We start from the raw sequence: 21,179 nt of genomic DNA, 5'->3' as shown, positions 1-21,179 counted from the left end.
GCCATCCGGCCCGTGGTTAACTCTCTGTCAGCCAGGCCCGCAGCCCTTCCCGGTGAACATCGCTCAGGGGCAGGGATTGGCGGGTCCGGTAGTCAAAATGGATCAGGGTCGTTTCGGCGGTGACGGCCAGTTCGCCGCCCTGCCAGGCCTCCTGCCAGACCGTAAATGAGCTGGTGCCGATGCGGCGCACGCCGGTCTTGATGGTGACCGGCTGGCCGTAGAACAGCTCCCGTTTGAACTGCACCGTATAGCCCGCGATGATCAGATGCCAGTTATGCACATCCAGGTCGGGGGAAAAGATCCGGAACAGGGGATCCCGCGCCGATTCGAACCAGACCGCCGGCACCGTATTGTTGATATGGCCGAGGGCATCCGTCTCCTGAAAGCGGGGTTGGATCTGCATTTCCAGCATGGGTTGACTCCTTGTCATTGAACCGCGCTCAGGCTAACGCGCCCCGCATCAGGACTCAAGCCTCCCCGTCTTATCCCAAGTGCTGACAGCCAGTTCCGGCCGCAACCAGGCGCTGCGAAAATCGAACCAGCCGAGCGCCGTCATCCGCACCCCGTGCACACCGACCCGGCTCTCCAGCTCCAGCCAGTGGTGGAACAGCGGCACAAACCAGCTCTGCTGCTGCACAGTTGCCAGCAGGGCGCGGGGGCCAGGCTCCTCACCGCTGGCGCGCCACTGCATCAACCCTTGCCACAACTCATGCTGACTGCTCCACACCTTGCGCAGCAACGGGGTGCCCTGCAACCAGGCGTAGGGGGCAAAGGGGCCGGCATGTTCGAGGTTGAGGGTGCCGAGCCAGAGATCCACGTCTTCATCCTCGCCACTCACCCAGCGGCCGTAATCGAGGGTGCGCACCTCGAGTCGGATCCCCTGTTCGGCCAGCAGGCTGCTCATGGCGTTGGCGCACTCGTTGAACTCCAGATGCTGGTTGAAACAGGCCAGCACCAAGGTCGTCGGCAACTGCGCCGGTGTGGGCAAGGGCGCGGGCAGTGCTTCGCGCCAGTGGGGCAGCAGACCGAGGGCGCTGGTCCAGCCCCGTTGCAACTCGGGGGCGACCCGCCCCATCAGGGCTACCGGATTGAGCAGCTGGCCGAGCCACTGGCGCAGCGAGGGATCCTGCAAGGATCCGGAACGATCGTCCTGCAGCAGGAAGTAGCAGCCCGACTCCAGCTCCGATTCGCCGCGCATGGTACCGAGCTCAGGGCTGTCGCGCCCCAGCTGCAGGTGGGTCTCCAGTCGCTCCGCAAGCTCAGGCAGCATCCAGATATCGATCTCGTCGAGCAGGGCGCGCAGGCCGAAGTAGTCGTCAAACGCCGCAAGGCAAAGATGCAGGGGATCGTTGGCGGCCACCCGGTATGGGCCTGTGCCCACCGGTTGCAGGGCAAAGCCCGCCTCCCCCTTGAGCTCCCGTGGCAAAATGGTCGCCACCGGCTCCGCCAGCAGGTGGGGCAGCCAGGGATCTGGGCTGTCGAGATAGAGATCCAGCGTGCGCGGCCAAGGGCTCTCCAGCCGATCCAGATGGGCGAACAGCGGGCGATCCCGCAGGGCCAGCAGACTCTCCATCACATCCTCCACCACCAGCTCGCGGCCGTGGTGAAAGCGCACCGCCGGGCGCAGATAGAAGCGCCAGTGACAGGGGCCCAGACACTCCCAGTGGTGGGCCAGATCCCCTTCGATTTCCCCATTTTCCTCATTTCGCCGGGTGAGGCCGTTGAAGATCTGGCGGCTCAGGTGAATTTCGGAGCGGCGCATCGGGCCGGTGGGCAGCAACTGCGGCAGCGGCCGGTAGTAGGGCACCCGCAGGATCTGGCGCCCCTCACGGGTGGCCTGACCGAGCTGTTCGATCAGCAGCGGGGTGAGCAGATCGAGGCGATCCTCGGCCAGCCGCACCGCCTGTGCCAGCTGGCCCTGACTGAGCAGATCTCGCAAGCGGCGCCGGGTCAGGCTCTCCTGACTATCGAGCAGGGTGAGCCGGGAGCGCCGCCCCCGCCCCGCTTCCGCCGACCAGCTGAGCCAGCCCTGATCCTGCATCCGCCGCAGCAGCAGGCGGGCGTTGCGCGGGGTGCAGCAGAGCAGATCCGCCACCTCGGCGAGGCTGATCTCCCGCTCGTCGCTGCCAAGCAGCTGGGCGAGTCGTTGAAATTGCTGGTAGAGGCGACCGGTCGGCATAAAAGAGGAAATCCTGTTGCTGTAAGTCATCAGTTTTTACTTCCGCATTTTAGCTCAATACTGCTGATGAACGTGAGAACCACAGCAGAGGAGCACCATCATGAGCCACGCCAATCCCATCAAACCGAACCGGATCCAGCAGACCCTGCGCCGTTACTTCAAGCGGATCCTGCCACGCCCCTTGCCGCTCATCGAGGATCCCATGCAGCAGCTCAACCGCCTGATGCAGTGGGATATGAACCAGATCGATGACAAGGAGTATCGCCGTCGCCTCTGAGTGCGGGCCATGCCAACCACTCGGGACACGCATCCCCTGCGGGCGACATTGCTTTGCCGGATCTTGCTGTTTACATCGGCCACGGGCCTGATAGATTGGACGTCTATCCATCTATAACTGCCATAAGCAACATCCAACAAGGAGTGTGTGATGAAAGATGCGACCCTGGCCCTGCACCACGGTTTTTCCAGCGACCCCACCACCAAGGCCGTCGCCGTGCCCATCTACCAGACGGTGGCCTACGAGTTCGAGAGCGCCCAGCACGGGGCGGATCTGTTCAATCTGGCGGTGCCGGGCAACATCTACACCCGCATCATGAACCCCACCAACGATGTGCTGGAGCAGCGGATGGCCGCGCTGGAAGGGGGGATTGCCGCGCTGGTGGTCTCGGCAGGTTCCGCCGCCATCACCTACGCCATTCAGGCACTGACCGCCGCCGGTGACAACATCGTCTCCACTCCCCAGCTCTATGGCGGCACCTACACCTTGTTCGCCCACATGCTGCCAAGTTTCGGGGTCGAGGTGCGCTTTGCCAAAGATGACAGTGCCGAGGCCATCGCCGCCCTCATCGACGGCAAGACCAAGGCGGTCTACTGCGAGAGCATCGGCAACCCGGCGGGCAACATCGTCGATCTGGCCGCGCTGGCCAAGGCCGCCCACGCCCGTGGCGTGCCGCTCATCGTCGACAACACGGTCGCCACCCCGGTGCTCTGCAAGCCCATCGAACACGGCGCTGACATCGTCGTCCACAGCCTGACCAAATATGTCGGCGGCCACGGCAACTCGCTGGGGGGCGTCATCGTCGACTCGGGCAAGTTCCCCTGGGCGGATCACGCCGAGCGCTTCCCCCAGCTGACCAAACCCGAACCCTCCTACCACGGGGTGGTCTATACCGAGGCCTTTGGCCCGGCTGCCTTTATCGGGCGGGTGCGTACCGTGCCGCTGCGCAATACCGGCGCGGCGCTGGCGCCGCTGAACGCTTTCCTGCTGCTGCAGGGGCTGGAGACCCTGAGCCTGCGCATGGAGCGCCACGTCGACAACGCCCTGCGGGTCGCCAATCACCTCAAGCATCACCCCAAGGTGGCCTGGGTCAGCTACGCCGGTCTGCCGGGCCACCCGCACTATCTGCTGGCAGAGAAGTACATGGCCGGTCGCCCCTCGGCCATCCTCTCGTTCGGTCTGAAGGATGGCTACGAGGCGGGCGTGCGCTTCTACGATGCGCTGAAGATCTTCAAGCGGCTGGTCAACATCGGCGATGCCAAATCGCTGGCCTGCCACCCGGCCTCCACCACCCATCGCCAGTTGAGCGAGGAGGAGCAGGCCAAGGCTGGAGTCAAACCGGAGATGATCCGGCTGTCGGTGGGGATCGAGGCGATCGAGGACATTCTGGCGGATCTGGATCAGGCGCTGGAGGCCTAAGTCGGGCGTGGAGCGAGCGGGCATCAGCCCGCTCTTTTTCTCTGCCGGTGAACCGCCACCCTCGCCCGTTCGTACACACTTTCCTGCCACCGAATCGAGGTCGTTATGATAGTCCTGCACCACCTGAACAAATCCCGCTCCCAGCGCATCATCTGGCTGCTCGAAGAGCTGGGCCAGCCCTATGAGATCAAGGCGTATCAGCGCGATGCCACCACCTTTCTGGCGCCGCCCGAGCTCAAGGCCATCCACCCTCTCGGCAAGTCGCCGGTCATCGAGTTCGACGGCCGGGTGCTGGCGGAATCGGGCGCCATCACCGAGTACCTGATCGCCCGCTACGCCGCCGATCGGCTGGCACCGGCACCAGATAGCCCGGAGTATCCCGAATATCTGCAGTGGCTCCACTTTGCCGAGAGCTCCGGCATCCTGCCGCTGCTGCTCGACATGTTCGTGCGCAAGGATGGCAGCCCGATGCGCTTCCTGCCGGACTACGCCAAGGCGGAGTGTGCCAAGGTGCTGGGCTACCTGAATGAGGTACTGGCGAATCGCCACTATCTGGTAGGGGATCGCCTCTCCGGCGCCGACATCATGAACTCCTTCCTGGTGGATCTGCTGGCGCAAAGTGGTCAGCTGGCCCACTTCCCGCACCTGCAAGCCTACTGGCAGCGCCTCAATACCCATCCGGCCCGTCAGAAGGCCATGGAGCTGGAGCGCGAGCTGGATCAGCGCCCCTGACCGAACAGCCACCATGAAAAACGCCCCGATAGTCGGGGCGTTTTTGTTATGCAGCGAGCGCGGTTTACTTGGTCGCAGGCACCTTGTCCCGGCGCGACTTCCACCACCAGCGCAGCCGGATCTGGGAGATCAGCATCCCCGCCAGCATCAGGGCGCAACCGGCAATGGCACGCTCGTCCAGCGTTTCATCCAGCAGCAATACGCCCCCCACGGCGGCAAAGACGGTCTCCAGACTGAGGATGATGGCGGCGTGGGCCGGATGGGCGCCCCGCTGCCCCAGCACCTGCAGGGTATAACCCACCCCGACCGACACCAGCCCGGCATAGAGCAGCGCCTGCCAGCCAGCTACTGCGCCAGCCACGGTCGGAGTTTCGATGACAAAGGCGGTGGCGAGACTGAGCAGGCCGCACACCACAAACTGCACACAAGCCAGCTTGATGGGGGCCACCCGGTTGGAGTAGTGATCCACCAGCAGCAGATGGATCGCCCAGAACAGGGCGCCAATCACCTGCAGCAGATCGCCAAAACCGATGGTGAACTCGTCGGTCACGCTCAACACATAGAGCCCGCTCAGGGCAATGAGGGCTCCAATCCAGGTATTGGTACCCGTCTTGTGCCGCAGCAGCAGCCCCAGTACCGGCACCAGAATGATGTAGAGCCCGGTGATGAAACCGGCCTTGGCGGCAGTGGTATAGAGCAGCCCCACCTGCTGCAGGGATGCGGCACAGAACAGCACCAGTCCGGCCAGCACACCACCGGTCAGCAATTGGCGATGGTCGCCAGTGGCGACCACTGGTTGACGGGATTTGAGCCACCAGAGCAGCGGCAGCAGGGAGAAGGCACCGAGCAGAAAGCGCAGGCCATTGAAGGTATAGGGCCCCATATGATCCATCCCGAGGCGCTGGGCGACAAAGCCCATACCCCAGATGGTGGCAGCCATCAGCAACATCAGATTGGAGCGCATGGCGATTCTTCCTTAAATCGGCGCGTGACGGGTTATCCAATCCAAGATACCTGCCTCCCTACCCTCTTGTCTTTAGAGCGATAGCTGTTTTGTCAGCACGGCCAGCAGGGCGACCATTACCAGATTGCCCCGCAGGATCCACACCACCCGGAAGTACTGCTGGATCGAGATCATCGGCGCCTTGCCCAGACGCAGGGCACGACGCCAGCGATAGAAGAGGCGACTGGGATAGTCGAGGGAGCCGACAATCAGCAGAAACAACCCCACTTTGAGACCGTGGGCAGGATGAGCAAAGAGCTGCGCCACCGAGCTGGCGTGTTCGAGGGCCAGCAGGCAACCGCTGGCAAAGATGGAGAAGAGCGCCAGCGCCGCCACCCCATCTGCCAGCAGCAGACGGTGCACCCGCAACATATTCAGGCCGCGACGAAAGATCAGATACTCGACACAGAGCGCCAGGATCAACAGCATGATGCCGCCGTAGTGAGCCATCAGGAGCAACGTGGGGTTCAGCATTGAACGGATCTCATTTTCTGCCTTTAGACGGGCGGGACGGCATCATATATGCTGGTGACACCCGAGCTGAAAAGGATCTGTGCATGTCCCCCGCCAAGCCCAAGCACACTTGGTCTTTAATCACCCGCATGCGGCTGGGCCTCCTCCTGCTCTTTATTCCCGTAGTGTTGCTCGGCAGCATCTACTACCTGCATATGGAACGTACCCTGCGCCTCGAGCAGCAACAAAACCTGATTGCCCGCAACACCCAATATCTCCATACCCTGCTCGAACCCTATCTGGAGACCCTCAAACGCCAGTTTACGCTTATTTATCAGCAGGTAAATTATCAGGATTTCAGCAGCCCAGCGATCAGTAACGGCGAGCGCTACCTGCAACAGTGGCAGGCCTATCACGAGGTGATGGAGCTCGACTACGTCTATGTAGGAACCGAGCATCGCCAGATGCTGATCCACCCCACCTGGCAGGCGGACGAGAAGTTCGATCCCAGAACTCGCCCCTGGTATCTGCTGGCAGCCAGCCACCCGAACCGGATCGTCTGGACCGATCCCTATTACGACTACACCTTGGGTACCCTCACCATGGCGCTGGCTCGGGTAATTCAAGACCCTGACGGCAAGCGAGTGGGGGTGCTCTCCCTCGATACCCAGCTCACCCCGCTCGCCAACTGGCTCAACAACCGGCATGAACAGAGCCATCATCTGGGCAAGGGCTATCAGATCCTGATCAACCATGACGGGCTGGTGCTGGCTCACCCGGATCGCGAACAGGTATTCAAACCGCTCACCCACCCTGAATGGCTGACACACATGCAACAGCCGCAAGGTTTCTTCCTCGACGATGCCAGCGGCATGATGGTCTCCTACTACCGTGTCCCCGAGCAGCGCTGGTTCCTGCTCAGTGTCGAGCCCACCGCCAGCATGCAGCAGGTGATCGACAGCGTCTCCATCAACGTGCAGCTGATGATTGCCGTTGCCTGCTTTTTCTATCTGCTGCTAGCCCTGCTTTGGGCCCGCTACTTCCGCCGCATGCTGGGGGAGATTACCCTGCTGATCCGCACCAGCCGCTCTGGCGGGATTGCCTATCATGGCAGCCGCATGCTGGAGCTGGCCAAGGTCTATGAAGAGATGGATGCCGCCAGTCAGGACTTTGCCCAGATCCGCCAGCAAGCCAATCAGGACAAACTCACCGGTCTCTACAACCGCCGCTTCTTCGACGAGTGCCTGCAGAGACAGCTCAGCAGCGGTGCCCCCTTCCTAGTAGTGATGTTCGATCTCGATAACTTCAAACAGGTCAACGACACCTTTGGCCACCAAACAGGGGATATAGTGCTCAAACGGGTGAGCAAGCTGGGCATGAAAATGTTTGACCAGTGGGGCTGGCTCTGTCGTTACGGTGGCGAGGAGCTGGTGCTGATCTTGCGCCTGGAGATGCAAATGAGTGAGGCCACCTCGCTGCTGGAGAGCTTCAGACTTGCGGTCACTCAACTGGAGTGGCGAGAGCCGGAACTGACCATTACCCTCAGCGGCGGGGTGGCCTTGAGCCACTCCGGGCTCTCGACCAAGGAGCTGATAGAACTGGCCGACAGCGGGGTTTATCAGGCCAAGCGGGAGGGGAAAAATCGCATCTGCTTCCCCCAGCGTCGTGGCAACGGTCAGATGGAAGAGGCCTCCTCACCTTGAGCCAACTCGGCGGTCATCGTGGCGGGAGACAGAATGAACGCAACCAGGAAAGGAAGACAGGAGAGAGGCAACGGCCTCTCTCTGTTGTTTATATCGCTATTTTTGCCGTGTATTGAGCCTGTTTAAGCGCACAACTCAGCGCTGCCACACCCACACCGGCCAGCCCAGCTCCTCGGCCTGCTGACGCAGCGCGGGGGCCGGATTGACCGCATGAGGATGGCTCACCGCCCGCAGCATGGGCAGATCGTTGTGAGAGTCGCTATAACCAAAGCTCCCCTGCCAGAGATGGTCCCTGCCGGCAAAGAGCTGGTTGATGCGGGCCACCTTGCCTTCGCGAAAACTCAGGGTGCCGCGGGTCTGGCCGGTCAGCATGCCGGCTTCCTCGTCGAGCAGGATGGCCACGCAGTGATCCATCCCCAGCATCTGCGCCATGGGGGCCACCAGATGCTCGCCGGAGGCGGAGATGAGCACCAGCTCGTCGCCACGCTGGCGGTGCCACTCGATGCGGGCCAGCCCCTCCGGGTAGAGGCGCTCCCGCAGCACCTGTTCGGCAAAGCGGGTGCAGAGGGAGTCGAGCCACTGGCGCGTCTTGCCCACCAGCGGTTGCAGGGTGAAAGCCATGTACTGGTGCATATCCATCTTGCCCTGATGGTAGAGGGACATCATCGCCTGCTCCTCGGCGATCATGCTGGCAGGGGCCAGCTCCTCGGCCACCATGTACTCCAGCCAGAGGCTGGCGGAATCCCCGGCAATCAGGGTCTCGTCCAGATCAAACAGTGCCAGTGCCATGAGGGCTCCTTGCGGTAACAACGAAAATGAAACGAGGCGTCATGCTACCTCACAGAGTTGATCCCGGGCCACCGCCAGGGTCACGGCACTGCCGGTGGCCAGCAGATCGCCAACCGAGCGGTTGAGGCAATCCACCGTCAACAGCCCCGCCTCGCACTCCACCTGATAGCGGATCACGTTGCCGAGCAGCTGTTGCTGGCGAACGATGCCGGGCAGGCTGGGTTCGCTGCTGGTCGCCCCGGCGGGCAGCAGGGTGATGGACTCCGGCCGCAGCGCCAGCTTGCCCTGAAAACGGGGGCCGAACAGCGACTTGCCCTGCTCGGCGCCGAGCAGGTTGTAGTTGCCGATAAAGCCCGCCACAAACTCGCTGGCGGGGCGGGTATAGATCTCCTCCGGCGTACCGCTCTGGACGATGGATCCCTTGTTCATCAGGAAGATCCGATCCGACATGGTAAGCGCCTCCTCCTGATCGTGGGTCACGAAGATGGTGGTGAGCTCGAGGCGCTGCTGGATCTCGCGGATCTGCTGGCGCAGGCTGCGGCGGATGCGGGCATCCAGCGCCGAGAGCGGCTCGTCCAGCAGCAGGATCCGCGGCTGCACCACCAGTGCCCGGGCCAGCGCCACCCGCTGGCGCTGGCCGCCGGAGAGCTCGGCCGGATAGCGGCGCTCGAAACCGGTCAGCTCCACCAGCGCCAGCGCCTCTTTCACGCTGGCCGCCAGCTCCCGCCCCGGCTGGGGTTTCATCTTGAGGCCGAAGGCGACGTTGTCCCACACCGTCATGTTGGGGAACAGCGCATAACTCTGGAACACCATGCCAATGCCCCGCTTCTGGGGTTCCTGCCAGGTGATATCTTCACCGGCCACCCGCACCTGACCGCCATCCACCGGAGTGAGCCCGGCCAGCGCCCTCAGCAAGGTGGACTTGCCACAGCCGGAGGGGCCGAGCAGGGTCACCAGCTCCCCCTTGCGAATGCCGAATTCGATCCCCTCGAACACCGGCGTATCGCCGTAGGATTTGTGCAACTGATTGACTTCTAAATGAAACATCTTGGATCACCGATGAAATCTGTTGGCCGCCCAGGTGAGCAGCAGGGTCAGCAGGAAGTAGCTCATCACCAGCGCACTGGTGAAGTGGCCAGAAGTGGCGCGCATGTTGTAGAGGTAGACCTGCAGGGTCTCGTAACGGGTGCCAACCAGCATGTTGGCAAACACGAACTCGCCGAGCAGGAAGGAGAGGGAGAGAAACAGGGCAGCCAGCAGCCCCTTGCGCAGACAAGGGATCACCACCAACAGAAAGGCGCGCCGACTACTTGCCCCCAGCAGATGGGCAGCATCCATCAAATCCCTGAGCGGTACCCCTTGCAGGCTGTTGGCCAGCGCCCGATACATAAAGGGGAGCACCACGGTGAACCAGGTGCCGATCAGGATCCACGGCGTGCCGATAATCGGCAGGACACCATCGGCGTAGATCTGCAGCAGCCCCACTGACGAGACCACAGGTGGCACCGCGAAGGGGAGCAGGATCAGCAGGTTCATCCAGGGATCCAGCTTTGGGAAGTAGTAGGCCACCACCAGCACGGTCGGCACCAGCACCAGCGTCCCCAGCAGCAGAGTGGCGAAGCAGACCAGGAGGCTGCGGCCAAACGCCGCCAGAAAGCGCGGATCGCCCCACAGCTTGAGATACCAGTCGAGGGTGAAGCCATCCGGCAGCAGGGTCGCCCCCCAGCGGGTGGAGATGGAGTAGAGAAACGTGGCCAACAGCGGCAGCAGCAGGGTGGCGACCAGCCCACCCAGCACCCACTTGGGCCAGCGCGGCGTCAAATCATGCATGGGATTGCCCCTTGTTCACATAGCTCTTTTTCAGCAACCACTGGTTGGCAGCCGTCACCACTCCCAGCAGCACCATCAGGATCACCGCCAGCGCCGCCGCCATATTGGGTTCGAGGAAGATATCGCCGGAGACCAGACTGGCCACCCGGATGGTCACCAGATTGAAGTTGCCGGTGGTGAGGGCGTAGGCGGAGGCATAAGCCCCCACCGCGTTGGCAAACAGGATGATCAGGGTGCCGAGCAGCGCAGGTGTCAGCACCGGCAGTGCCACGTGCCACACATATTGTCCCTTGCTCGCGCCGAGCAGCGCGGCAGCCTGTGGCCACTCATCCTGCAGCGCATCGAACGCCGGATAGAGCAGTAGCAGAGCGAGCGGGATCTGGAAGTAGGTGTAGATGAGGATAAGGCCGCTACCCGAGTAGAGGTTGAAGCCGTCGATCAATCCCCAGGATTTCAGCAGCAGGGTCACCGCACCGTTGATGCCGAGAATGATGATAAAGGCGAATGCCAGCGGCACCCCGCTGAAGTTGCCAGTCATGGTGACGAAGGCCAACAGTACCCGCTTGACCCGCTCGCCGCTGTGGCGCAGCGCCGCCGCCCCGAGGGTGCCGATGGCAAGCCCCGCCAGACTGGCGATACCGGCAATGCGCAACGAGTTGCCGAACGATTGCAGGTAGAAGGGGGAGCTCAAAATCTCCCGGTAGTAGTCAAGGCCCCAACCATCTGGGGTCTGAAAGCTGCCCACCAGCACCCACACCATGGGAGCGAGCTGGAACAGGATCATCAAGAGGATAAACGGCAGCAGCACCAGCGCGGGCAGCCAGTGGCGGCGCACCTTCTGCTTGGTTGCCACAGGTTGATCCGCGAGGATCTCGGTGGTTGCAGGCATCATCAGTGCACCTCACGCATAAAGGCCGCCTTGAGCAGCGGTGGCGCTGCCGGCTTGTCGTGGGAAACCCCCAGCAGATCGGCCATCAGGGCGCAGAGCTGGGTCTGGGCGATCACCACCCCATCCGGCCAGCGCTCGATAAAGGCATCGCCAAACAGCCAGAGTGGCACGGTGCGCTCTTCCGGCAGGGTGCCGCCGTGGCTCAGATCGTTGTTCATGCCGTGATCCGAGGTGATCACCACCTGATATCCCTCAGCCAGCCACTGGGGCAGCAGATCGGCCAGCAGGCTGTCCATGCGGCGCGCCTGATTGCGGTACTGGCGGGAATCGAGGCCAAACTTGTGGCCCGCATCGTCCACCCCCATCGGGTGGATCAGCAGAAAATCGGGATCGTACTGGCTGCGCAGCCATTCCCCATCCATCAGCAGATGGCTGTCGGGATAGTTGTCATCCCAGTAGAAGCAGCCGTGCTGGATGGGCAACTGCTCGTCATGAGTAAAGCGATCACGGGCAGCCAGCCAGGGGCTGCGGTTGTAGAGTTCGCTCACCCAGTAATAGGCCGCCGCTGCGGTGCGTTTGCCCGCGGCGCGGGCCAGATGGAAGATGGAGTCATGCAGACTGAGGCGACTCACCCCGTTGTGGGTGATGCCGCTCACCACCGGCGGCACGCCGGTCAGGATGCACTCGTAGAGGGGCCGGGAGAGAGACGGCAGGGCAGCATTCAGGGTCGTATGCAGGCCCCGCCCCGCCTCCACCATGCCACCGAGGTAACCCATGGTGTGGGCTACCTCGGCTGCCAGACCATCCACAAGTACCACTATCACCTTGTGTTGCACTGGATTCCCTTACTGCATGTTGATCATGACGGTTTCTTGCCACTGGCGCGGCAGGGCTTTGGAGCTCTGCTCCCAGGCGGCATGATCCTGCACCGGCTTGGCCTTGGCGTACTGCTCGGCCGGCAGCAGCTTGGCCTTCACGTCATCCGGCAGCGCAACGTTGCTGCGGATCGGGCGGGCATAGCCACGAGCCAGGTTGATCTGACCGGCATCGGAGAGGATGTATTCCCGCGCCAGCTTGGCGGCGTTGGGGTTCTTGGCCCACTTGTTGATGATGGTGGTGTAACCGGCGATGACGGAGCCGTCGCTCGGGATCACCACTTCAAACTTCTTGGGGTCGATCTGGTCGCGGTAGTTGAGGGCGTTGAAGTCCCACAGCACACCCACTTCCACCTCACCCTTCTCGATGTTGGCGATGGTCGGGTCGTTCAGCGACAGGCGGCCCTGCTTGGCCAGCTGACCGAACAGCTCCAGCGCAGGTTTCAGATTCTTCTCGCTGCCGCCGGTGGCATAGGCCGCCGCCAGCACGCCGTTGTTGGCCTGGGAGGCAACGCCCACATCACCCAGGGTCACTTTGTAGTCGCCACCCAGCAGGGATTGCCAGCTGGTGGGGGCGGCCTTGACCAGATCCTTGTTGATCAGGAAGGCGATGGTGCCGGTATAGGCCAGCATCCAGTGACCATCGGCGTCCTTGGCCCAGTTGGGAATATCAGCCCAGGTGGAGGGTTTGTAGGGCTGGGTGACCCCCTGCTTGACCGCAACCGGGCCGAAGGCGCCGCCCACGTCGCCGATATCGGCGGTGGCATTGGCCTTCTCGGCGGCGAACTTGGCGATCTCCTGGGCGGAGCTCATGTCGGTATCCTGATGCTTGATGCCGTAGATGCTGCCGAGCTGCTGCCAGGTATCCTTCCAGTTGGCCCAGCTGTCCGGCATGCCGACGCTCTGGAGCTGGCCCTCACCGCGGGCGGCTTTTTCGAGATCCGCGATGTTCTCGGCGGCAAACAGCGGTTGACTGATGGCCACCAGGGCCAGTGCACTTGCGATCACGCTTTTCATCATCCCATCCCTCTGGACTAGGTCAGTTAAGGTTCGAGAGGGATGCTAGAGGGGAAATATGACGGTGGCGGGGCACTTTGATGGCAGTTTCGTGACAATCGCCCTGTCATGGTGCTGTCATCCACAGCGGTTACAACTCTGAACCCGAGTGAGGCTGGACTACTCCAGTAAGGGATTGGCCAGTCATCCGCCTTCTGAATAAGCGACAGGGACAAGAGTGTGACCGAGCCGAAATTGAGCGAGCAGAGAGTGAACGAACAGAGCATGGCCGATGGCCGCTCCTCCTCCAAGTGCGAACAGATTTGCCAGACCCTGCGCCGCTATATCGGCAGCGGCCAATTGGGGGCCGGGCAGCAGCTGCCCGCCGAACGGGCCCTGAGCGAGCGTTTCGCCACCACCCGCATCACCATCAAGGAGGCGCTCTCCAGCCTCGAAGCAGACGGCCTTATCTACCGGGCCGAGCGGCGCGGCTGGTTCGTGGCGCCACCCCGCCTCACCTATGATCCTGCCATCCACACCCACTTTCACCAGTGGATCGGCGAGCAGCAGCGCACCGCCGAAACCCGGGTGCTGGCCCACGGCAGCGAGCTTGCCAGCAGCGAGCTGTGTCGCTGGATGGGGCTGGAACCCTTCACTCCACTTTATGAGATCCGCCGCCAGCGGCTGATCGACGGCCGCCCGGTGCTGCATGTCAGCCACCACCTGCTGGCGAGCCGCTTTCCCGATATCGCCAGCGCGCCGCTGGCCAGCTCCCTCACCGAGCTCTATCAGCAGCGCTATGGCATAGGCCAGGGTGGAGCGAGTCTCGAGATCACCCCCTCGGCGGCGCGCGGCGCCATCGCCCGCGCCCTCAATCTGGCAGAGGGGAGCGCGGTGCTGCGGCTGGTGCGGGTCAATTACGACGAGCGGGGCGGTCTGGTGGATTGCGATATCGAGCACTGGCGGCCGGATGCGATCCGTATCTGTCTGGATACGCGAGCGTTGCAGCCGCTCGCAGGCAAGCTGCAACAAACCCGGGTCGCCGATTAGGGAAAATATCCAGAGCACTGTCGAGCACAGTGGCGATCCGCATCTGCCTCGATAACCGGGTGCTGCAACCGGTCGCAAGCAAATCGCATACCGTTCAACTCACGGAATAACCAGACTCCAACATGGCGGATCCCGCAGGATCCGCCGGGATCAGTTGTCGATATTGGGGATCATGTCGTCGAAGCTCTGGTAGCCGCAGTCGGCCAGTTGCAGCGACATGGTGTAGGTCTTGGCGTGCTCCTGCTGGCCGATGGCGGGGCGGTTGAGCTTGATCTCCTGATGCCAGTACTCCTTCATCCGGTCGATCAGCGCCATCGCCTCCCCCTCGTTGAGGTGCAACTGGCAGAGCGCCATATAGTTGTTCGACTTGTGCATGTTCTCCACCAGATACTCCCCCAGCACCGACATCGCCTGCCGTGCCTGCTGGCGGGCGAAACGGCTGTGCTGCTCGAAGCTGATCCGCTCGCTGATCAGGAAGTGGTAACTGTTGTCGATACCAAGCTGCAAAATGCCGAGCTTCTCCAGCTTGCGCAGATAGAGGTAGCAGGAGGCATCGGTCAGGCCGTACTCCCGCTTGAGATCGATCAGCGTCTTGTCGCGCCAGAAGATATTGGCGAGAAAAGCGTAGAGCCCCGGCTCATTGTGAAACGCCTCGTCCTGCTCCTGGGTAAAGACGGCGCGGCGGCTCTGGGCGTCCTGAGTGCGATCCAGCAACTCCTCGAACGAGAGACCCACCAGATGGCAGATCTCCAGCAGAGTATCAAACGGCAGCGAGGGCTTGTTCATCATCCGTTTCACGGTCGCGATGGAGACACCCATGGCTTCTGCCAGGGTCTGATAGCGGATCCCCTTGTCGGTCAGGGTCTTCTTCAGGGTGTCGAGAATATTGTTGGCCAGGGTCTGGCTGTAGGTCATGCCACTCTTCCTTGTTATCGCACTTTCATTGCATGGTTATGCCGAGTCAGCTTCTGACCTGTTTTTACCTTCAAGGCTCAGATATTGACACCGAAAAAACAGCCTAGAGAAAAAATCGCCTACAACGCCCATCAGGACAGACCAGTTGAACGATGAGGTCGCAAAATCTGACACCAGACAGTGCATATCTTTCAACCCGCAAACATTTTGCTAGTGCTGCATAGAACATCGCGCATAATCGAAACGTATCGAATTCAAGACCCTTCCTGGTTGAGAAATCGATTGTTTGCTTCCAAATTTTTATCTTTTAAACCGCAAGGTTTTTTCTCTTTCCTGGCATTGGGCGGCGCTGATAGCACCGCCCTTTTCTTTTCCCTGAATTCGCAGGTCAGGTCAAGGGCCCCGGCAAGGGGAAGTGTCACAGGCCACCCGCCGCCCACTGATGCGCCAGCCACTACGACCTCTCTGGCAAGGTATCCTAAACGATCCTTAATACCGTCTCATTGCCATTAAATATATTTAAATGGCTTACTTGGAAAGCTTCACTCAATATAAAAACAAATATAATCAAGTAATTTAAAACATCAAAAACTTATCTTTTAAATGGCTTGCATATATAAGCAAACAAAATTAATCGGGCCGCACGCCCCATATCTGCTTATCACACCCCATGCCACCCCAACAACTGCTACCGGGTGAAGAGAAAAGCCACCCACAAGCGCCCATTCGCGTATCTGGTGGGTAGCATAGCCCACGCAAAAACAGCCTCAAAAGACCACCAAAAGTTACAATGGGAACAATCCCAAACCTCAAAAAGAGCAAAAAACAGGCAAAGAGAGAAATTTTTTTCTCACGGTTTCACCTTGTGATGCGTTCAAAAAATCATCGAAAAGAACCTGATGCCAATCAGTGACATCTGAGATGCCAATTTTTAGACGGCTCATCATGGCCACGCTCGAATGAAAATTCAATGCTGATAAAAATCAATCACATAGAATCAAAATAGAACTCGCAGCCGGTCATTTGCCTCACCAGTTAATTATTTAAACCTCAATAAAGCTAAAACTCTAATAACACCATTTATTAAACAAAATGGCCCTGCTTGCAGCCAGTCATATTTATAATGATGGGGAAACCACTCTCTTGTTATTCAGAAATGTGCTGACTATACTGCGGCCCCTCTGTGAAAGCAGAGCGATGACGGAAATATAAAAAGCTTCATGGATTGAGCAATATAAATTACACGCAGTTCACGCAACACAAGGTTATTTATCCATGAACAAGTTTAATAAAATTGCCGCTTTCTCCCTGCTTGCTCTGGCCATGAATGGCGGCGCCCATGCCGAAGGCTGGTATGCAGGTCTGGATCTGACCACCTCCAAGATGGATCTCGAGGGTGACCTCCAGCGCGCCTATGACGCCAAAGTGATCGACGACCTGCTCGACGGCGGCAGCCTGATCGTCGGCTATCACCTCAACGACTGGCTGGCCATTGAAGGTGGCCTGCACGCCCAACAGATGGAGCAGCTGATCTGGGTGACCTCTCAGGGGGCAACCGGTTTTGCCGACACCACCATCGAAACCCGCAGCATCAGCCTGGCCGCCAAGCTGAGCCAGCCGCTGGCCTGGGGCTTCAGCGCCTATGCCAAACCGGGTATCGCCTACACCCGCACCGAATTGGAAGTTGTCGGCAACGCCACCTTCCTCGGTTTCAGCGATCAGGTAAGCAAGAGCGCAACCAAGAGCAAGGTACACCCCAATCTGGAAGTAGGTCTGGACTACGCCTTCAACGACCACTTCTCTGCCGGTATCGGTTACGAGCGCCAGTTCGACGCCCTGAGCCTGGGTGATGAGCACTACTCTCTGGATACCCTCAAGCTGGGTCTGCGCTACCACTTCTAAGTCGCGCCGCGTCAGTAACAATGCAAAAGGGCCACAGGTTTCACGCCTGCGGCCCTTCTATTGGCTGATGTGCCATCAGCAGATCTGATTCTTGCCCTGCTGCTTGGCCTGATAGAGCGCCCGATCGGCACGCACCATCAGACTCTCCTTCTGCTCACCCTGCTGATACTCCGCCACTCCGAAGCTCATGGTGGTGACACCGCGGGGACAGATGGGGTTCGTCACCATCAACGCCTGAAACTTGTTCGCCACCACCAACGCATCTTCACGGCCGGTATTGGGCAGCAGCACCATAAACTCGTCGCCACCCCAACGAGCCAGCAGATCAATCTCGCGGATATGGTCGCGCACCAGCGCCACTATGTTGATCAGGGTCTGATCCCCGATATTGTGGCCATAGCTGTCATTGATCTGCTTGAAGTTGTCCACATCCATGGCAATCACGGTAAAAGGCAAGTGAAAGCGGCGCGCCCGTTCGCACTCCAGCTGCAACGCCCGCTCCAGCCGATAGCGGCTGGCGGCACCGGTCAGGGCATCAGTCTCCGCCAGCTGACGATTCTCCTCCACCCTCTGTTGCAGTGCCTCGTTGACTCGCACCAGCTCGGCGGTGCGCTCCGCCACCAGTTGCTCCAGCGACTGATTGCGCAGCTCCAGCTGCTCCAGCAGCAACTTGCTGGCGTGGATATTGCGATGGGCGCCGATCATCCGCGCCACAGACCCATCGGGATTGCGCTCTATGATGCGGCCGCAATCCTCGATCCAGATATAGTCTCCGCCGCGACTGCGGCAGCGATACTCGACACGGTAGTCGGGGGCGGCGCCGCTCAGATAGGCATCGAAGCTCGCCATCACCCGATCCATGTCGTCGGGGTGGATCACACTCTCCCAGGTGAAGACATTGTTGCCTAGAGTATGGGGCTCGTAGCCCAGCATCCGGTACCAGCCCGGGTTGCGATAGACGAAACCGGTGTTGGCATTCCAGTCCCAGATGCCATCGCTGATCACCTCGAGAATGCCATGTACCACGGCTTCGCTGACATCCGAGATCCTGATCGTGTCGCTGTCCTGCAGCATGGGAGACCATCCTTGTATTGCCGCCCCGCTGGGGCGCGGGGCATTCCAGCCTGATGTTGAGAAATGATAGCGGCAGACGGCTGCACAGTCCGCTATCCGTTGATCGATGAAAACCGCCACTACTTGTTCCGGTTATCGGCCGCCATCGGGTTCGTCTGAATAACATTAGCAACCAGTGTGGCTCAATATTTCACCCTTGTCCGGTTTTAAAGGCAGGATGATGCAGGTTGCGATAGTGGCTGGGCGCCAGGCCATGCTGGCGTTTGAAGGCGGTGGAGAAGTGGTACTCGTTCTTGAAGCCGCACTGCTCGGCCAGCAGCTTCACCGGGTCGGCCCGGCTGGCCAGCAAGAGCGCCGCCCGCTGCAGCCGCAGCCGTTGCAGCAGCGCCATGGGCGCCAGCGCGAAGTGCTGCTGGCAGAGCCGGTAGAGCTGGCGCTCGGAGAGATGCAGGGCGCCAGCCATGCGCGCTATGTCCCACGGCTCGGTCAGCGCCTCTTTGAGCAGCAATTCGAGGCGCAGCGCCAGCCGCTCGCCACGCCGCTGCCCCTCCCCCTTTTGCAACAGACGGCGCAGGTAAAAGCCGAGCTGCTCAACCAGCAGGGCGCTGAGCAGCGGGTCCTGATGGCGCTCCTGCTCCGCATAGAGGTTCTCGAGCGTGCGCAGCACGGTAGCCTGCTGGGAGGTACAACCGAGCCGGGGGTGGCTGGCGAAGGCATCCCAGGGGGAATCCTTGTGCAGCAGCAGCCACACCAGCTCCCACTCACTCCCCTTATTCACCTGCTGGTTCAACGGCTCACTCAACTGATAGCAGAGTGGCTCCCCGGCTGGGATCAGCGCCCACTCCCCGGCCTGCAACCGCTCGCGGCGATCGCCCACCTGCACCTCCCCCTCACCGCCCAGGGTCAGCAGAAAACAGTGCATATCGGCAAAGCGGCGCGCGATGCGGTAGCGGGTCTTGAGACGGGAATAGCCCGCCAGCCACACCTGCTCCTGTGCGAGGGCCGGCAGCAGACTGTCGCAACAGATCTGCTCGCGGCAGTCGGGGGAGACATCGATAATCTCGGTGTTGGCAGTTTCAGACATCATCAGGACGGGCTCAGCCATGTCGAAGGGACAGGCCCCAGCATAGCATTAAGGGCATCGAGTCACAGGAGACCAGCCATGCATATCCATCACGTCGCCATCTGGGCGCAGGATCTGGAGGCACTCAAGGCATTCTACTGCACCCTGTTTGGCGGGCAGGCCAATGAGCGCTATCACAACCCGAGCAAACAGTTCAGCTCTTACTTCGTGCGTTTCGAAGGGGGCGCCAGCCTGGAGCTGATGCACATCCCCATACTGTTTCCGGCAGATCTCACTCTGCCACACCCGTTGCAGGGGCTGGCCCACCTCGCCTTCTCCCTCGGCAGCGTGGAGGAAGTGGACAAGATGACCGCCCGCCTCAAGCTGCTCAAGGGCGCCGAAGTGAAACACCTGGACGGCCCCCGCTGGACCGGCGACGGCTATTACGAGAGCACCTTCCTCGACCCGGAAGGCAACCGGCTGGAGCTGACCATCTAATACCTGAATGCTCCCCTCACCCTGGCCCTCTCGTAAGTTCGATTAGCGAAGCGTAATCGGACAACGGTAACGGCATTGCTCCCTTCTCCCGTTTATTAAAAAAGGAGGAGAAGGGCTGGGGATAAGGGAAAGGAAAAAGAGATTTCGCGGTAAACGTTGGGCTTCGCTACGCTCGCCACAACCTACACGATCGGTAGTTTGGTGCTGAGCCTGCGAAGCCCAACATGCGAGTTCAGCTTATAAGCATGTAAATAGTTCCATTGCGACCATATTTGAAGGTAAACTGACGACAATTACAAAATACAATTTACATTACTTCATGGTTTTATTTAATGAACAGCATCATTAATGACTTACTCTCAAAAGGTAAAGAAGGTCTCTGGTGGGACTTCAAACAAAAATTCCACAACAATATTGTTGCAATGGTCCATGATATTCTATGTATGGCTAATGTAATTCACAATGGGAATAGATACATAGCTTTCGGAATATCTGATTCATTAGAAGTAGTTGGATTAAACGAGAGTGATAAAAAATATACTCAAGCAGATATTATAACTGCGCTTAGAAGACTACGTTTTAGTGAAGATAACATCCCAAACATTCAGCTTGATTTTTTACAATTTAATGAAGCCAAGTTAGCAATCCTAACAATATTTAATGAGCCTTTAAAACCATATTACCTGACAAAAGAATACAGTTATCAAGGTAAATCCATACGAGCTGGTGTTGTTTATTCACGGACAAATGATGCTAATACACCATTAGATTCATGTGCCAATCCAATTGATGTCAGAACGATGTGGAGTGAAAGATTCGGCCTCAACCTAAAAGTCCCTGATAGATTCTCCATTCTTTTAGAAGATGCCAAATGTTGGGACTATGACGGTATTAGCCAAGCCTTCTATTCTAATGATCCTGATTTCACTATTGAGATTGGAAGTGTAGAACATGAGGGGGGTAATTACTGGTGGCAAAACTTATATTTTGAGAATGCAAGACAGTTTGACTACCACTTAAAATATAAGAACAGAATTATTAAAACCTTGCCTGTTGTTAATTACTACAACGAGGGTTTGACTATACCATTCCCAAACATTGAGTTTATTACCTATCCAGAAGCTCAAGATGGGTCAAATGCAGAATTTTACTGTGAGATTTACTATTATAAAAAAGGAACTATTGAATATAGTTTATTTCAACACATAAGAAAAAGTGAAGTGCATTGTGATACATATCAAACACTGTCTACACCAATCACAACTCAACTGAAACCACCCATAATAAAATTGCCATTTTTTATAATTAACAGTGACAGTGAACTAAATGAACTGTCCAAGAAATTCATGGAAAAATATCATGAGTTTAATTCCTGTAAGTCAGATTTGATGAGAAAACGTTACCCTGACGAAAATTATAATAGATGGGATGTTGAAAAAGTTTTTTCGGAGTGGGTTTTTGAGCAAATAAATCCTCCCTCTGAATTTTCAATTAGTGAATGACATTAAAACGGCGGCAAATCCCTTTACCGC

21 protein-coding genes are annotated in these 21,179 nt (G+C 59.2%); 8 read left to right on the top strand and 13 right to left on the bottom strand.

Annotated features, from left to right (window positions below; translation table 11 throughout):
- Positions 1-16: 16 nt before the first annotated feature.
- Positions 17-412: an acyl-CoA thioesterase gene (locus G5306_RS10210; RefSeq protein WP_216952694.1), complete on the bottom strand. Its 396-nt coding sequence runs from the start codon at positions 410-412 to the stop codon at positions 17-19.
- Between the two features lie 48 nt (positions 413-460).
- A complete protein-coding gene (sgrR, locus tag G5306_RS10205; protein WP_421208923.1) occupies positions 461-2,179 on the bottom strand; it encodes an HTH-type transcriptional regulator SgrR in 1,719 nt (572 codons plus the stop codon).
- Positions 2,180-2,279: 100 nt separating this feature from the next.
- Between sgrR and G5306_RS10200 the strand changes: the two genes are divergently transcribed.
- The 3 genes from G5306_RS10200 (at position 2,280) to G5306_RS10190 (ending at position 4,607) form a co-directional block, all read left to right on the top strand.
- Positions 2,280-2,456, top strand: a complete 177-nt coding sequence (locus G5306_RS10200) for a hypothetical protein (RefSeq protein WP_005355239.1) — start codon at positions 2,280-2,282, stop codon at positions 2,454-2,456.
- 150 nt (positions 2,457-2,606) lie between these two features.
- Entirely contained in the window at positions 2,607-3,875 is a 1,269-nt protein-coding gene (locus G5306_RS10195; RefSeq protein ID WP_421312825.1) for an O-acetylhomoserine aminocarboxypropyltransferase/cysteine synthase family protein, read from the top strand.
- A gap of 105 nt (positions 3,876-3,980) precedes the next feature.
- Positions 3,981-4,607, top strand: coding sequence for a glutathione S-transferase family protein (locus G5306_RS10190; RefSeq protein WP_180343133.1), 627 nt, complete (start codon positions 3,981-3,983; stop codon positions 4,605-4,607).
- A gap of 64 nt (positions 4,608-4,671) precedes the next feature.
- Here the strand turns inward: G5306_RS10190 and G5306_RS10185 are convergent, their stop codons facing one another.
- Both G5306_RS10185 and G5306_RS10180 read right to left on the bottom strand, forming a co-directional pair.
- Positions 4,672-5,571: a DMT family transporter gene (locus G5306_RS10185; protein WP_216952690.1), complete on the bottom strand. Its 900-nt coding sequence runs from the start codon at positions 5,569-5,571 to the stop codon at positions 4,672-4,674.
- A 72-nt stretch (positions 5,572-5,643) separates the two neighbouring features.
- On the bottom strand, positions 5,644-6,084 hold the full coding sequence (locus G5306_RS10180) for a DUF2214 family protein (RefSeq protein WP_421205725.1): 441 nt from the start codon (positions 6,082-6,084) through the stop codon (positions 5,644-5,646).
- Positions 6,085-6,167: 83 nt separating this feature from the next.
- Here G5306_RS10180 and G5306_RS10175 point away from each other — a divergent pair, with 83 nt between their 5' ends.
- On the top strand, positions 6,168-7,766 hold the full coding sequence (locus G5306_RS10175) for a sensor domain-containing diguanylate cyclase (RefSeq protein WP_421205727.1): 1,599 nt from the start codon (positions 6,168-6,170) through the stop codon (positions 7,764-7,766).
- 135 nt (positions 7,767-7,901) lie between these two features.
- Here the strand turns inward: G5306_RS10175 and G5306_RS10170 are convergent, their stop codons facing one another.
- From G5306_RS10170 to G5306_RS10145, 6 genes are read right to left on the bottom strand one after another with little or no spacing between them, the layout of a single operon-like run.
- Positions 7,902-8,555, bottom strand: a complete 654-nt coding sequence (locus G5306_RS10170; RefSeq protein WP_421255054.1) for an HAD family hydrolase — start codon at positions 8,553-8,555, stop codon at positions 7,902-7,904.
- Between the two features lie 39 nt (positions 8,556-8,594).
- Positions 8,595-9,602, bottom strand: coding sequence for an ABC transporter ATP-binding protein (locus G5306_RS10165; protein WP_421255053.1), 1,008 nt, complete (start codon positions 9,600-9,602; stop codon positions 8,595-8,597).
- A gap of 6 nt (positions 9,603-9,608) precedes the next feature.
- Positions 9,609-10,385 (bottom strand): ABC transporter permease, encoded by a 777-nt coding sequence (locus tag G5306_RS10160; protein WP_005355251.1) that lies wholly within the window; start codon positions 10,383-10,385, stop codon positions 9,609-9,611.
- The gene (locus G5306_RS10155; protein ID WP_216979680.1) at positions 10,378-11,277 is read right to left on the bottom strand and encodes an ABC transporter permease; all 900 of its coding nucleotides are present in this window, start codon (positions 11,275-11,277) and stop codon (positions 10,378-10,380) included. Before G5306_RS10155 ends, G5306_RS10160 begins: the two co-directional genes overlap by 8 nt.
- On the bottom strand, positions 11,277-12,110 hold the full coding sequence (locus tag G5306_RS10150; protein WP_421312824.1) for an alkaline phosphatase family protein: 834 nt from the start codon (positions 12,108-12,110) through the stop codon (positions 11,277-11,279). Before G5306_RS10150 ends, G5306_RS10155 begins: the two co-directional genes overlap by 1 nt.
- A gap of 9 nt (positions 12,111-12,119) precedes the next feature.
- Positions 12,120-13,166 carry an ABC transporter substrate-binding protein gene (locus G5306_RS10145; RefSeq protein WP_421312823.1) on the bottom strand — a complete coding sequence of 349 codons (1,047 nt, stop codon included), beginning with the start codon at positions 13,164-13,166 and terminating at the stop codon, positions 12,120-12,122.
- 264 nt (positions 13,167-13,430) lie between these two features.
- Here G5306_RS10145 and G5306_RS10140 point away from each other — a divergent pair, with 264 nt between their 5' ends.
- Positions 13,431-14,195, top strand: a complete 765-nt coding sequence (locus tag G5306_RS10140) for a UTRA domain-containing protein (protein WP_058057086.1) — start codon at positions 13,431-13,433, stop codon at positions 14,193-14,195.
- Between the two features lie 150 nt (positions 14,196-14,345).
- On the opposite strand, the gene G5306_RS10135 is transcribed toward G5306_RS10140, so the two are convergent.
- Positions 14,346-15,110, bottom strand: coding sequence for a helix-turn-helix domain-containing protein (locus G5306_RS10135; protein WP_005336490.1), 765 nt, complete (start codon positions 15,108-15,110; stop codon positions 14,346-14,348).
- 1,275 nt (positions 15,111-16,385) lie between these two features.
- On the opposite strand from G5306_RS10135, the gene G5306_RS10130 reads away from it, so the two are divergent.
- Positions 16,386-17,012 (top strand): porin family protein, encoded by a 627-nt coding sequence (locus tag G5306_RS10130; RefSeq protein ID WP_421312822.1) that lies wholly within the window; start codon positions 16,386-16,388, stop codon positions 17,010-17,012.
- Positions 17,013-17,087: 75 nt separating this feature from the next.
- On the opposite strand, the gene G5306_RS10125 is transcribed toward G5306_RS10130, so the two are convergent.
- Positions 17,088-18,086 (bottom strand): sensor domain-containing diguanylate cyclase, encoded by a 999-nt coding sequence (locus tag G5306_RS10125; RefSeq protein WP_216952682.1) that lies wholly within the window; start codon positions 18,084-18,086, stop codon positions 17,088-17,090.
- Positions 18,087-18,276: 190 nt separating this feature from the next.
- Positions 18,277-19,173 (bottom strand): helix-turn-helix transcriptional regulator, encoded by an 897-nt coding sequence (locus G5306_RS10120; protein WP_227341565.1) that lies wholly within the window; start codon positions 19,171-19,173, stop codon positions 18,277-18,279.
- Between the two features lie 75 nt (positions 19,174-19,248).
- On the opposite strand from G5306_RS10120, the gene G5306_RS10115 reads away from it, so the two are divergent.
- Both G5306_RS10115 and G5306_RS10110 read left to right on the top strand, forming a co-directional pair.
- A complete protein-coding gene (locus tag G5306_RS10115; RefSeq protein WP_421205737.1) occupies positions 19,249-19,647 on the top strand; it encodes a VOC family protein in 399 nt (132 codons plus the stop codon).
- 332 nt (positions 19,648-19,979) lie between these two features.
- A complete protein-coding gene (locus G5306_RS10110; RefSeq protein WP_421312821.1) occupies positions 19,980-21,149 on the top strand; it encodes a helix-turn-helix domain-containing protein in 1,170 nt (389 codons plus the stop codon).
- Positions 21,150-21,179: the final 30 nt, after the last annotated feature.

Source organism: Aeromonas sp. 603404, assembly GCF_049171775.1.
GTDB lineage: Bacteria > Pseudomonadota > Gammaproteobacteria > Enterobacterales > Aeromonadaceae > Aeromonas > Aeromonas veronii_A.
Note: the sequence above shows the minus strand (reverse complement) of the source record. Positions and strands in the feature narration are given on the sequence as shown.